Source organism: Pseudomonas sp. BIGb0381, assembly GCF_024809815.1.
In the GTDB taxonomy this organism is placed as follows: Bacteria; Pseudomonadota; Gammaproteobacteria; order Pseudomonadales; family Pseudomonadaceae; genus Aquipseudomonas.
Genome location: NZ_JANUEN010000003.1, coordinates 318404 through 331845 on the forward strand (window position 1 = coordinate 318404; position 13442 = coordinate 331845).

General features: G+C 52.2%; 13 protein-coding genes. 6 read left to right on the forward strand and 7 right to left on the reverse strand.

The window, feature by feature from the left end; translation table 11 throughout:
• Position 1: 1 nt before the first annotated feature.
• From M2397_RS11515 to argH, 4 genes are all read right to left on the reverse strand, one after another.
• Complete coding sequence (locus tag M2397_RS11515) at positions 2–823, reverse strand: ABC transporter substrate-binding protein (RefSeq protein ID WP_259243162.1); 822 nt, start codon at positions 821–823, stop codon at positions 2–4.
• A gap of 25 nt (positions 824–848) precedes the next feature.
• Positions 849–1613 (reverse strand): amino acid ABC transporter ATP-binding protein, encoded by a 765-nt coding sequence (locus M2397_RS11520; protein WP_259243163.1) that lies wholly within the window; start codon positions 1611–1613, stop codon positions 849–851.
• A 24-nt stretch (positions 1614–1637) separates the two neighbouring features.
• Positions 1638–2516: an amino acid ABC transporter permease gene (locus tag M2397_RS11525; protein ID WP_025859372.1), complete on the reverse strand. Its 879-nt coding sequence runs from the start codon at positions 2514–2516 to the stop codon at positions 1638–1640.
• A gap of 105 nt (positions 2517–2621) precedes the next feature.
• Complete coding sequence (argH, locus tag M2397_RS11530) at positions 2622–4049, reverse strand: argininosuccinate lyase (protein WP_131697804.1); 1428 nt, start codon at positions 4047–4049, stop codon at positions 2622–2624.
• Positions 4050–4242: 193 nt separating this feature from the next.
• Between argH and M2397_RS11535 the strand changes: the two genes are divergently transcribed.
• Positions 4243–5202 carry a LysR family transcriptional regulator gene (locus M2397_RS11535; RefSeq protein ID WP_131697803.1) on the forward strand — a complete coding sequence of 320 codons (960 nt, stop codon included), beginning with the start codon at positions 4243–4245 and terminating at the stop codon, positions 5200–5202.
• A gap of 114 nt (positions 5203–5316) precedes the next feature.
• Here M2397_RS11535 and M2397_RS11540 read toward each other — a convergent pair whose 3' ends face one another.
• The 3 genes from M2397_RS11540 to M2397_RS11550 all read right to left on the reverse strand — a co-directional run bounded on the left by M2397_RS11540 (position 5317) and on the right by M2397_RS11550 (position 8934).
• Entirely contained in the window at positions 5317–5964 is a 648-nt protein-coding gene (locus M2397_RS11540) for an HAD-IB family hydrolase (protein ID WP_131697802.1), read from the reverse strand.
• A 276-nt stretch (positions 5965–6240) separates the two neighbouring features.
• Complete coding sequence (locus M2397_RS11545) at positions 6241–6765, reverse strand: Bro-N domain-containing protein (RefSeq protein WP_259243164.1); 525 nt, start codon at positions 6763–6765, stop codon at positions 6241–6243.
• Between the two features lie 495 nt (positions 6766–7260).
• Positions 7261–8934, reverse strand: a complete 1674-nt coding sequence (locus tag M2397_RS11550) for a DNA cytosine methyltransferase (protein WP_259243166.1) — start codon at positions 8932–8934, stop codon at positions 7261–7263.
• A 13-nt stretch (positions 8935–8947) separates the two neighbouring features.
• Between M2397_RS11550 and M2397_RS11555 the strand changes: the two genes are divergently transcribed.
• The 5 genes from M2397_RS11555 (at position 8948) to M2397_RS11575 (ending at position 13415) form a co-directional block, all read left to right on the forward strand.
• Positions 8948–9433, forward strand: coding sequence for a very short patch repair endonuclease (locus M2397_RS11555; RefSeq protein WP_259243168.1), 486 nt, complete (start codon positions 8948–8950; stop codon positions 9431–9433).
• 214 nt (positions 9434–9647) lie between these two features.
• Positions 9648–9875, forward strand: a complete 228-nt coding sequence (locus tag M2397_RS11560) for a hypothetical protein (RefSeq protein WP_405046422.1) — start codon at positions 9648–9650, stop codon at positions 9873–9875.
• Positions 9876–9921: 46 nt separating this feature from the next.
• Positions 9922–11904 (forward strand): hypothetical protein, encoded by a 1983-nt coding sequence (locus tag M2397_RS11565; protein ID WP_259243169.1) that lies wholly within the window; start codon positions 9922–9924, stop codon positions 11902–11904.
• Positions 11901–12677, forward strand: a complete 777-nt coding sequence (locus tag M2397_RS11570; protein WP_259243170.1) for a hypothetical protein — start codon at positions 11901–11903, stop codon at positions 12675–12677. Before M2397_RS11565 ends, M2397_RS11570 begins: the two co-directional genes overlap by 4 nt.
• The gene (locus tag M2397_RS11575; RefSeq protein ID WP_259243171.1) at positions 12678–13415 is read left to right on the forward strand and encodes a hypothetical protein; all 738 of its coding nucleotides are present in this window, start codon (positions 12678–12680) and stop codon (positions 13413–13415) included.
• Positions 13416–13442: the final 27 nt, after the last annotated feature.

Here is a 13442-nt window from a genome sequence, read left to right on the forward strand (position 1 = left end):
GTTACTGGCCGGCATTGATGGTGATCTTCTCGACCGCCCCTTGCTCCAGATTCCACTTCTTCAAAATCTTGCCGTAGGTGCCGTCATCGATCATGCCCTGCAACGCCTCGCTGATCGCCGTGACCAGCTCGGTGTTGCTCTTCTCAATCCCGAGCCCGGTGAACTGCTTGGAAATCGCCTGACCCACCGGCTTGTACTTACCCTTGTCCAACGACATCAAGTACGGAATCGTCTCGCTGCCCTGCATCGCCGCATCCAAGCGGTTCTGCTGCAACTGCGCCCGTGCATCCGCCGAGCCTTCGGTGCCGATCACCACGATTGCCGGCTTACCGGCCGCTTCGCAGTGTTCCTTGCTCCATGCGGTAATTTCCGACGGCCAGGTGGTACGGCGGCTGGTGCCGACTTTTTTACCGCACAGGTCAGTCAGTTCCTTGATCTCTTCGCGCTTGGCCAAGGTGTACAGCTGCGGGCCGCTGGTGAAGTAGTCGATAAAGGTTACGGATTTCTGGCGCTCGGCGGTGTCGGTCATGCCCGACAGCACGATGTCCACGCGCTTGGTGGTCAGGCCGCTGAGCATTTGCTCGAAGCCGGTTTCCTGCCACTTGATCTTCACGCCCAGGCGCTCGGCGAGGGCGTTGCCCAGGTCGAAGTCAAAACCGGTGAGTTTGTTGGTGGCCGGGTCCTTGAAATCCATCGGCGGGTAGTTCGGCACGATGGCCGCGCTGATCTCGCCCTTGTCCTTGATTGCTGCCGGCAATGCCGCGAAAACACACGAGGAGGCCATCAGGCCTGCGAGCAAGGTTGGGATAAACATTTTTTTCATGGGGGCGTTCTCGTTAGTTTTTTAGTTAAGTGCGAACGGCAGAAATAAAGCTTTGGGTACGCGGGTTTTGTGGGCTTATTAGAATTTCTTCTGGGCTGCCGGCTTCCACAATCTGGCCGGCGTCCATAAACACCATGCGGTTGGACACTTCGCGGGCGAAGCCCAACTCATGGGTGACCACGATCATGGTCATGCCGGTGGTGGCCAAATCGCGCATCACCGACAGCACTTCCCCGACCAGCTCCGGGTCGAGGGCTGACGTGGGTTCGTCAAACAGCATCAGCTTGGGGCGCATTGCCAGCGCACGGGCAATCGCCACACGCTGCTGTTGCCCGCCGGACAACTCCACCGGGTAGGCATTGCGCTTGTCGGCCAGGCCGACGCGAGCGAGCAACTCCAGCGCGTCCTCAATGGCTTCCTTGGGCGAACGCTTGAGCACCTGGCACGGGCCTTCGATGATGTTTTGCAACACGGTCATGTGCGGGAACAAATTGAAGCGCTGGAACACCATGGCGGTGGCCAGGCGCTGGCGGGCGATCTGTACTTCATTCATCTCATGCAGCTTGTTGCCGACCACGCGGTAACCCACCAGTTCGCCATCGACCCACAGGCCGCCCTTGTCGATTTTTTCCAACTGGTTGACGCAGCGCAGCAGGGTGCTTTTACCCGAGCCGGACGGGCCGATGATGCACATGACCTCGCCTTGCTCGACCTCGATATTGATGTCGCGCAGCGCGTGATACTGGTCGTAATACTTGTTCAGGTTGACGGCCTTGACGATGCTTCTCATGGGGCAAATCTCCTCAACCCAGACTTACGAACGCTTGCCGGCGCCGCGGGCAAAACGACGCTCGAGGCGGCTTTGACCAAATGAAAGAACAGTCACCACCGCCAGGTACCAGATGCCGGCGACGATCAGCAGCTCCATGACCCGGGCGTTGGCGTAGTAGATGTTTTGCGCGTTGTGCAGCAGCTCCGAGTACTGGATCACGCTGGCCAGGCTGGTCATTTTCACCATGCTGATGAACTCGTTGCCTACAGGCGGAATGATCACACGCATGGCTTGCGGAAGAATGATCCTACGCAGCGCTTGCAGGCTCGGCATGCCGATGGATTTGGCGGCTTCGTACTGGCCGGTGTCCACTGACAACAGGCCGGCGCGCACCACCTCGGCGGTGTAGGCGCCCTGGTTGATGCTCAAGCCGAGCAGGGCGGCCACGAAGGGCGTCATCAGGTCGACGGTGTCGATGCTGAACAGGCCGGGAATCGCGATCACCGGGAAGATCAACGCCAGGTTGAACCACAGCAGCAACTGCAGAATCAGCGGCGTACCGCGGAACAGCCAGGTGTAGGTGATGGCCACGTAACGCAGGATCGGGTTGGCCGACATGCGCATGATCGCCGTGATCACCCCGATCACCACGCCCAGTGCCATCGCCAGGATCGACATGACGATGGTATTCACCAGGCCCCAGAGGATGGCTTCAGACGTGAGGAACTGGCCGATGTAGGACCATTCGATCTGGCCGTTGGCGAACGCGCGCAACAGCGCCGCCAGCACGATCACGATCAACGTGGCGAAAAACATCCGCCCGTAATAGCGACGCGGCACGTGTTCGTACTGGGTTATGTCGAACTGGTTCTCGGACAGCTTGCGCTCTATTTCCAAGCGCTCGGCCGGGGTCTGGTTCATGGTGATTCTCCAAAACTGATGACGCTACTACTGATGTACTCGGTCCAACTGTGGGAGCGGGCTGCTCGCGAAAGCGTCAGCCCCAGCACCACACCTCTGACAGGCTTAAATCCGAAAGCCCTGATAGCTCTCAGCCCACTGCTGCTGAGCCGCCAATGCAATCTTCAACCGCCCAATCTGCTCGCGCACCCGCTCCGGTGCCGTCCCACCCCATCCACTGCGTGCCGTAATCGCCGCTTCCAGAGTCAGGCAATCGCGCACCTCGGGCGTCAGCCGCGCATCCACCTCCGCCAACATCGCTGGCGAGGCTTCCCACAACTCAATTTCATGCTTCTCACAGGCCTGTACTAACGCGCCGGTAATCTCATGGGCCTCCTTGAACGGCACACCACGGGTGGCTAACCAATCCGCCACCTCAGTCGCCAAGGTAAAGCCCATCGGTGCCTGGCGCCGCAGCTCCTCCACCTGCACTTTCATGGTCGCCACCATCCCGGCCATGGCTGGAAGTACCAGCAGCAAGGTGTCGACGCTGTCCAGCACGCTGTGTTTGTCTTCACTCAAATCGCGGTTGTACGACAGCGGCAAGGATTTGAGCGTCGACATCAACCCGGTCAGGTTGCCAATCAAACGCCCAGCCTTGCCCCGGGCCAACTCGGCAATGTCCGGGTTCTTCTTCTGCGGCATGATCGAACTGCCGGTGGCGTAGGCATCGTCCAATACCACCCAACGAAACTGGCGCGATGACCACAGGCAAAACTCCTCCGACAGCCGCGAAATATTCACCCCGAGCATGCCCGCCACAAACAGGAACTCCGCCACATGGTCACGGCTGGCGACGGCATCGATAGAGTTTTCGCACGGCCCGGTGTAGCCCATTTCCTTGGCCGAATGCTCCGGCTGCCGCGCAATCGCCGAGCCCGCCATTGCTGCTGCACCCAATGGCGACAACGCCGTACGCGCATCCCAATCCACCAGGCGCTGTACATCGCGCAACATCGACTGCGCGTGAGCCAGCAAGTGGTGGGCGAACACGATGGGTTGCGCCTGCTGCAAATGGGTAAAGCCGGGGCAGATGCTCTCGATATGCTGCTCGGCCTGTTCCACCAACGCCTGCTGCAAACCCAACACCTCGGTGGTGATGGTGCGCGCATGGTCCCGTAGGAAAAGGCGCAAATCGTTGGCGGTTTGATCATTACGCGAACGCCCGGCGCGCAGCTTGCCGCCCAATGCGCCCAGGCGCTCGGTCAAGACGCGTTCGATAAAGGTGTGTACGTCCTCGTCATCCAGGGTTGGATGCAGGCGGCCGGCGGCGAAGTCTTCACCGATACGGTCCAAGGCTTCGAGGGTACGCAAGGTCTCCGACTCATCCAGCAAACCGGCGCGCTGCAACTCACGGGCATGGGCACGGGAGCCGGCCAGGTCGTAGGGCGTCAGGCGAAAATAGCGCTCGGGGCAACGCGACAACGCGGCCAACGCAGCAGACGGACCGGTCTTGAAACGAGCGCCCCAAAGGCGGTCGGTGGGCTGGGACATGGGTATTCCTCACGCTTGTTTTTAGAAGAGTCGGAGGCAGTAAAAAAAGCTTTTCAACTAAACTGAACCGGCGTCTGACGCGCCGTATTCAAGGTTGCCAAGGGCGGATGTTTATGTTCATTATCGCCGCCTGGCTATGTTCAAGGATTGGGTTGAAGCCTGTTGAATATGGCACTTGAGGTCAACGCGTATTATGGAAACTCCACTTTCCACTTCTGGAAACCTACCGCCAAAACCCGGCACAAGACCGCCCCTGCAACTCAGTGGTTTGGACTTCAAACTGCTGCGGGTATTTATGGCCGTGGTCGAAGCCGGCGGCTTCAGTGCTGCGCAAAACGAGCTGAATGTGGGCCTGGCGGCCATCAGCAAACAGATTTCCGACCTCGAGATTCGTATCGGCATGCGCCTGTGTACACGGGGCCGGGAAGGCTTCGGGCTGACCGAAGAAGGCAAGTTGGTGTATCAAGCGTCCATCGAGTTATTTACCTCGGTGGACAGTTTTAGAGACAAGCTTAGTTCAGCGCAAAATGAACTAATAGGCGACCTTAGTGTGGGCGTTATTGATAACACTGTGTCCGACGTTAATTCCCCGCTTATTACCGCGCTGGGCAACTTACATAGCCAATCACCAAAAATTAGATTACGCCTGCATGCCTCGCAATTGGACGAAGTTGAACGCGGCGTGGTGGACGGGCGCTTGATTGTGGGCATCGTCCCCGTCTACCAGCGCCGCGAAGAATTCGACTACTTCCCGCTGTACGAAGAAAAGGCCCACGCCTACTGCGCCGTAGGACACCCGCTCTTCACCGCGAACGACATTACACCCGAGGTGCTGCGCCAATATGAAGTGGTCAACCATCGGTATGCGATCCATCGCGACAAGACTAATTTCGTCAACTACGACAGCCAATCCGCCTCAGCCTCCCAGGTTGAAGCGGTCGCCATCCTGGTGCTCACCGGCCGGTTTATCGGCTTCCTGCCCGAGCACTACGCCGCATCGCTGGTAAGGGAAGGGCGCCTGCGCGCACTGTGCCCGGAGCACGTCCACCTGAGCACTGCTTTTAACCTGATCCTGCGCCACAACGCGCCGAGAAGCCCTTTGGTAAAAGCCTTCGCCACGGCGCTGGGCGTAAATCTCAAAGCCACCACATAAACCACTCGCCGAACACAGATCAAGGGGCTGAAAAAGGTCAAATGTGGGAGGTGTCGAGCTTTAGCGAGGCTGCGATGGGATCACCTTGATCCCCCGCCAACCCCACCAGCCGCATCACCGCTGCAACCGAGCCCGCCTTTTCTTCTTCGCATGAAAATGCCGAAAATGCGCATCCTGCGCCGCCGCCAGCAACTCCCGATCCCCACGCGTATCGCCCCAGGCCCGGAGCCGATACTCCCCCAGGTCCCCATACACCGCCTCAAGCCGCAGCACCTTATTCTCACACCGGCAGTTATTCCCGGTGAGCTTGCCGGTCAACACCCCGTCGACCACCTCAAGCTCCGTGCCGATCAACTTGATCCCCAGCCGATCGGCAAACGGCTGCAACACCAACGCCGGCGACGCCGAACACAGCGTCACCACCGCCCCCGAACCCAACTCCTGCTCCACCGACAGCACCCCGGCCGGGCGCATCAACCGTGCCCAATTGCGCTGGCAATACTCCTCGGCCTTCTGCTGCACCCACGTCTTCTCCACCCCGGTCATAAAGGTGCGGATCAACTGCGCCTTCAACTCATCCCGGCTGATCTGCCTCACCAAAAAGCGCAGCCCAGGCACGGCCAGCTTGACCATCCGGCCATAAAACTCGCCGGTGCCAAAGGCAAACTTGAGGAAGGGCACGAAACTGTCGTGGTGGGTCAGGGTGCCGTCGAAGTCAAAGACGGAAAGTACTTTGGCGTCAGCGGGGCCGGCTTCGAGCATGTCTGGGTTCACGAGTGGTCCTTGATCAGGTGGAGCGGGTTCTCATAACGTTGTGACTGGTCCCCACTGCATGGGTTCAGGCTAATAACGGTTATGCAATTCAGATCATCCAGGGGAGGCGCCGTTGTTCTTCTACTGGCAATGATCAGCGGGAGTTTACCCGGTCGGGCATAGGAATGAACGTCGGAAGGTATCCGGCATTGTTACTGCGCGGACCAGGAAGAGCGTGTTGGTTGTCCGTCCGAACACCAGCCCGGACGGAGCCCTCTGCTAGATTCAGCGTGTCGAATGACCCGCAGACTGGAAATATTCAGCTACTTTTTGCAACCAGGTCTTGCCCGGCGGAACCCGTCGGCGAGTCCGGTTAAGCAACAGATACGGCATATCCCGCAACCGAATCCAACCTTCGTCCTGCCAATGCAAAAGGCTCAACGACATCTCCGGCCAATCCAGCAAGCTCAGCATTGGGCGGTCCGTGGATCTTGATTGTTGTTTATCTCGTAAAGTCGGTACGACTTGATGGGTCAACCATTCACGCAGCAGGCGATGCCCTGGCGCGTAGTGATACACCAGCAATGCATATACACCGGACTCGCTGATCATCAGCATGTTTTCAGGCTGACCGTGATAGCGGATTTCCAGCGTTTGCCGTTGATCCTCATCGAGCTTGCTGACCTTGCGCTCGTCCAAGTAGAGACCAGTCAGGCGCCCAAGGTCGCGGGCACAAAACCAAGGCTGGTTCTCAAGGAGCAGAGCGTGCAGTTGCAGGTTGTGGCGGGTGTAGACGGTAGGTTCATGCATGACACACCTCCGGGCCGGAGCGTGTATGAGAAATGGTGCGGGTGCTGCGAATGTCCTTCGCAAAGGATGCAAAGTCTCCAGGCATTTCCGTTACCTCTGGTTGCTTTCTTAGGGCATGCGTTATGGGTGTCGGGAGCTAAGAAACCCACCAGAGACGGGCCGGACATATTCCCCTTTCGGGTCTTGTATTCGCCCACTCCCGACATAACGGGGATTTTTCACAGGCGTAGAGAAACCGCTGGCGAAAAAAAGCCGCATGGCTGTCGGGTGCGGAGGACCGCTCTGGTTGAGGCGTTTCTTAGGCGCCGAAGTGAAAGGCTAGGCTGGGAAGTAGTCGGAGTCAATCCCCTCTTGCATTATTCGTTTTCAAGCTGGCAATAGCAAAAAAGACTCTAGCCACTCACGTTGTGGAAAATTCTCACGTTCTTTTTCGTGCGTTCAATTATTCTACAAAAACCTCATGATATGTAGTGGTTACGCAGTAATCTCTTCAGATTATTTTGTTGTATTGGAGATATGACTATCATCGTATTTTTGGATTTGATCAAAGAGGATTCTGAATACCACTTTTGCAATTTTTGAGGCAAGTAATGGGGGGACTGCATTGCCGACTTGATGGAATTGCTCTGTTCGGTTTCCTTGGAAAAAATAGTTGTCTGGAAATGTTTGAATTCGAGCGGCTTCTCTTACAGAAAGACTACGGCATTGAGTTGGATCATAATGAATGAAATAATGGCCGTCCTTTGAAATGTGGCTTGTTATTGTCGTGGCTGGATTTTTTTCCAGTTGCACTCTAAACCGGTCGCTAAACTTGCCACTTTCCCAGTTTTTGTGCTCCGGTGCTAACCCTTCGAGAGAAAAGCCTTTGTGACCTTTTGGAGAGATCCCGTGAATTTTCGCGTAAACGGCCGCGAAAAGATACCTACGAAGATCCGTTGGCATGTGCCCACGCGCTTCATGGTTTAGCCAATAATCTAATTTTTCATCAAGATACCAATCGTCGAGCTCAACGCTACCCGTGGATCCATCATCTTTTAGCTCGGCTCTTTTAACTCTCTTGCTCCCCGGAGTTTTCGGAGCGTCAATTTTTTCGAAATCTCTCCATAAGTCTCTGAGTCCTCCCCACATTTGACTATCTACTGGGTCAATTTGGTTGCATAAGTATTCGAGTTGCTCCAGAACCACCGTGCTCCAATTGTCTTGGCTATCAATGGTTTTAGTCAGGCCGCTACGTAGTCGAGGGAGTTTTTTTAAAATTTGCCCTACAGAGACTGAGGCTTCATTAGTGGCCAGTCGAACCATTTTATCCGACACAGGGAGGCTATCGGTCGCTATACCAAGCAAAATGACTCTGTGCCGCGCTTGAGGAATACCGTATTGTTCTGATTTTATAATGAAGGCTCTTGGATCAAGACTATCCACATCATCGCCCGGACCGAAAGACGCTCCGGTTACTAATGAGTAAATTCGATATTTTTTACCTAATCCACCGTCGTCAAATGCCTGACTTGGATCTGATAAATCCTTGAGGATATTTGAAAATATTCTTTCGTTATTGATTTTTGATGAAAGAATCCCTTTTACGTTCTCCATTACGAAAATAGTAGGCTGTCTCTCTCGAATAATCCTTAGGTACTCTTTGTAGAGGAAGTGCCTATGATCATCTTCTGCTTTGTAATCAACTTTGGCCTGATTACGTGCTCTACCTACAATCGAGTATGCTTGGCAGGGGGGGCCTCCGATGAGAACCCACGGGCGCTTCGTGTTCAACCCTGCTTCTAAAGCTTTATCTAGTGTTCTATTACCATCTTCACTTCCCAGAGTGATGCACTTCGCCTCGTTTCCTGCTAGCTCCCATAGAGCTTTAGTGGCTTGCGATGGCGTAAATGTGTCAGGGGCGCCTTGATCATTACAGTAACTGTAATAGTCAGATAGGTTTTCTGGGCTGTGCTTCTTAAGTAGACGGTAAAAAGCTCGCAATCGTAAGGTTTGCCAAGCTTTAGGATCCTTTTCCGCTGAGATAACTATTTCAAAGCGCTTGCCATATCCAGAAGATGTGAAACCTTCACCGAGGCCTCCTGGCCCGGCGAAAAGATCCACAATCTGGATGGGAGCCTTCAGATCCTCTGTAGGCTCGTAAATCGTATCTTCTGGTAGCACCAGATTCATTTGGGAGTCATTAATGGACATAGTCAGCAAAGAAGTCAGGTCTCGCATGATGGCTGGCATCCGTAGCAGCGACACTTCTCCAGAAATGAAGATCAGGCGTCTGCTGCACCGGTGTGGCTTCAGGTATCGCTTGCACAAGAGGGAGCTTCCGGGAAGGCCCGACTTGGTGCTTTCTCGCTATAAGGTTTGCATTTTCGTCAACGGTTGTTTCTGGCATCGGCACCCTGGTTGCAAATACTCGACTACTCCTCGGGTCCATGAAGAGTTCTGGAGAAAAAAATTTAACCAGAATATTGCCCGAGATGCCCGAAATAAAGAAAAACTACTAGCTTCAGGATGGCGAGTATTTGAATTGTGGGAGTGCGGTATACGTGGCCCGGAGGCCGCATTGCTATGGATCGTCGACGCAATCATGGATTGTAATCAAAAAATAGTCGTTTGGCCTGAACTGTTATCGAATCACAGCCTTGCGTCAGCTATTCGTCAAAACGAGAGTTGACAAGCTTAACGATTGTCAATCTCACATCTTCATCAATTTTCGCATGATCTATCCTCAATTATTGAGTGTTTTTCTCTTTTTTGATGGTTTCTTAAGCTCGCCTAAATGACCGGGGTGGCTAAGTGCCGCCATAAATGGCTTGACGAATAATCGGCCTTTCATGAATATTGCATAAATATTCATGAAATATTTACGATTTGTTGAGTGAATTTGAGTGCTGATGATGGAAAAGAGAGAGAAGTTTGTAAGGCTTGCCGAGCAGCGTGTAAACCGCGCGTTGAACGATATTCGATTGATCGGAAACCTATCGAATCGAAATGCCTATAGCTTTGCTGATGACGATGTCAAAAAGATTTTCAAGGCCCTCCAAAGAGAGCTGGATCAAGCCAAGGCTCGTTTTTCCGACACCGAGAGCGCAGCTGGTGGTGAGTTCAGGCTTTGAAGAGTTTTTGAAACTTTTTACAGTATTATTCTTAGTGAGGTTCAGGATGGCCGAGCAGTCGAAGTGGTTTTTTGCAGAGAAACATCCAGGCGATAAAGCCCGGGATCCGGTACAAGATGAGTTTTTTCAAGATCAGTCCTTGGATGGAATATCTCACGCATTAGTGAGGGAAACTATTCAGAACTCGTTGGATGCGCGTATAGGCAACGCACCTGTCAAGGTCGTTTTGTCTATTGGCTCCCTTCCTGCGGCTCAAGCTAGATACTGGTTTCCTGCATCTTCATATGGACACTTCGAAGCTAAGGAAATAAAACTCGTTAGTCTTCCAAGTCGGGAATATGAGGACTGTACTTACTTGACTATTGAAGATTTCGAGACAAAAGGCTTAGAAGGTCAAATTGACTCCTTCGAACCTGCGGCAGGTGGCAATTTTTATCATTTCTTTCGAGCCGAAGGTATTTCAAACAAAAAGGAAGGTGACCGGGGCAGCTGGGGAATAGGCAAAATAGTTATTCCTCGAGCAAGTCGAGCTCGTTCATTTTTTGCAGTAACACGCCGCACATCCGAACCCGGGCTGCATTTGATGGGGCAGGCTATTCTTCGTCATCATTCTGTAGATGGGAAAATGTATAAGCCTGATGGTTGGTTTAGTAGACACCTTGAAAATGGCCTGCAAATACCTTTTAGCGATGATGAAGTCACTGCTAAACTTAATCTTGATTTTAAACTTAGGAGGAAAGATGAGTCCGGCCTAGGTTTAGTGATTCCTTGGATTTATGAAGAGATAAGCTTTAAAGAGTTGGCGGGTGTAATTGCTCGCGAGTATTTTATTCCTATCTTGGCTGGTGATTTAGAAGTTGAGTTGCTAGACGTTAAAAATGATAAGGCTGTTATTTTTGACCGTTCCAGTATTGATCTTTTGAAAAGCGTCGCACCAGAATATAAGGATTTCCAAGATTCGATTGAGTTGGCAGGTTATTTATTTGGTCATTCAGGAAAAACTCCTCTGGTTGTTGAGGTTTATCACTCTTCTGGCGTGAATGCTGTGGATTATAATTGGGATAATTATGTGACTCAGCTATCGAGTTCGGAAATTGATGAGGCACTAGATCAGGGGCGTGTTTTGCATTTTAAAATTCCTATGGCAATAAAGCCAACAAAAGGCTCTCTGGAAGTAGGTTATTTTGATGTGCTCATGAAAAGAGAGTCTGGTAGGCATTATGCTACTTATGTTAGGGACGGTTTGTTAATACCGAATCAGGTGCAAGCGCGTAAAAAAACACCGAATCATATTGCACTTGTTTATGTGGGTAGTCCCAACGGTAAAAAAAATATAGTTGCGGATGCTCTTGGTAAGTCGGAGTGCCCAGCACATACAGATTGGAGCGGAAAGCGCGAAAAATTTGTAGGGCAATATTCAGGGGGAAATAGACTAATTCCATTCGTTCGAGAAAGCGCCTATCGATTGGCTGAGCGCCTATCCTCTGACGACGATAAGCCGGATCATAGTCTATTGGCTGACCTTTTACCTATGCCTATTGGGGACTCTCTCCGTCAAGTTGCAGTTGGCAAGGAAAAAGACGAAACAAAAAAAAGAGTTACTCCAGGAGTAGTTGTTCCGGATATTCCTCCTGCATCTCCTCGTTGTTGGAGAATGCGCCAAGCCAAAAATGTGATTCTAATATCGGGTAACGAGGCGGGATTCCAAAAGCACGCAGGGTACGTACTGACGATACAGGCGGCATACGATCTCGCCGGGCGTAATCCTTACGCCGCCCACTCCTTGCACGATTTCAGTCTCAAGATAGCTGCCGATAAGGGCATTGATGAGCGAACGGGCTTCCGAATCGAGCACAATAAACATGTTCAGATACAAGCGGGTAACGCAGGTTCGCTTCAAGTAGTGGTGACACATCCTGATTTTGAAATTTCATTTTTTCCAGCTGATCTAAATCGGGACCTTGCAATGAAAGTTAGTGCTCGCTTTGCTGATGAGCTTGGCGATGAAGATGGGGAGGGGCAAGAATGAGCCGGCATTTTAACTTCACCGATCGAAAAAAAATTGATATAGACGATGTTAGAGTTGTGTTGGAAGAGCATGAAAATAGGATTTTTTGTCACGTTGACATTCGTCTTGGTGCCCATGAGTTTCCTCCGGACTCTATGGTCTTTATCGAGGCTGAGCGAGGACGTGCTTTTCGGCATCGAGAAAAATGGGGTCCTGTGGGGGTGCCTACCTCGGGTTGGCGTACTGGTAACAATTTCGACATTACTGCAATTGGAGATCCTGAAGGTGTACGTTTTCGTTTGCTTGTTGTCGAACCAGTAGTTTGTCGCTTGCTTGCTGCTGCCGAGAATGTTCAAGCTACTAGTTCCAACGAGTCTGTAGAGCCCCAGCAGTCTCTTCTTCCCATTCGAATGGATGACCTTAGTGGTGGTGTGTGGGCTTTAGATATGGATGGCGGAGTACCAATATTAGTGTTGGATATAGGCCTAGGAAGTAAGCAGGAGCTTAAGTCCAGCCGGATACTTTACGCTATTCTTCCTGGAGTAGTGCGTGCCATATTGACGAATTTAGCGCACGAATATAGGGGAGATAAGTCAGGCGATGATGGTCTTGATATGAGCGACGTCCCTGCTGTTTGGCTGAACTTAGGTGAACGATGGGCCGGTGAAGATCTATCTGGCTGTGACACACATTCCGAAATTGATCGCTGGGCTCAATTGGCTGCAAACGGATTTTGCAAAGAAAAGCGTTTGCGCGATGAGCTTGCTAAGGCAGTAAGAGCGGAGGATTCATAAATGGAAGATTTACAGATGCGCTCCTTCAATTCGGAGGGGATAGATGAAATGAGAAAGTGGTTGTCAGAGGTTCGTGGTAATCCAAACACGACAAAACCAAGTTCTTTAGCGGTGAGCGACACATTTACTTCGCCGATAGGAAAGCCAATTGCTTCATCCATTTTTGACACGGCAGCTTTTCAGACGAAACTATCATTGGCTGCCGCTATAGACAGTGCTGTCGTTGCGGCAGGACTGGATGAAGAGTTACTGGAGACTAATCAGGGCTTCTGGAGTTGGTTGGCGTTTTTCTTCTCTGAAAAATTAATTGGTGCAAAAGGTAAGGTAGGTGCGGATGCCCTATGGTTATTTCTTCCAGGTAATTGGATGAATAGCTATCGTCAGAAGCTGGCACCATTGTGGCTAACTTATCGAACGCATAGATCTAATGCGCAGAATCTTAAAGGGGTTTTGGGTGTTCCGGTTAACAAAACCGGTGAGGTTTTCGAGCAGATGATGTCTAGGAAATGGATTGTCCTTAGTCCCGGATTGATGGAGCTTATAACAAGATTGTATTTTGACGAGGCGACGGAGAAGTTAAAGCGGGGAGCAGGCGGGAAGGAAGCGGGCTCAGCAAGAAGACTTACGATCGTACTTGAACAATTACGCTTGACCTACGATATAGAGCAGCTTGGGTGGGAGGCTCTTTCTAAAATGCTACCCAACGACTTCAGAAAGTTTCTCCCTGCCCAAGCCTGATCGTCTGAGAGCGAGGACTGGCTTCCG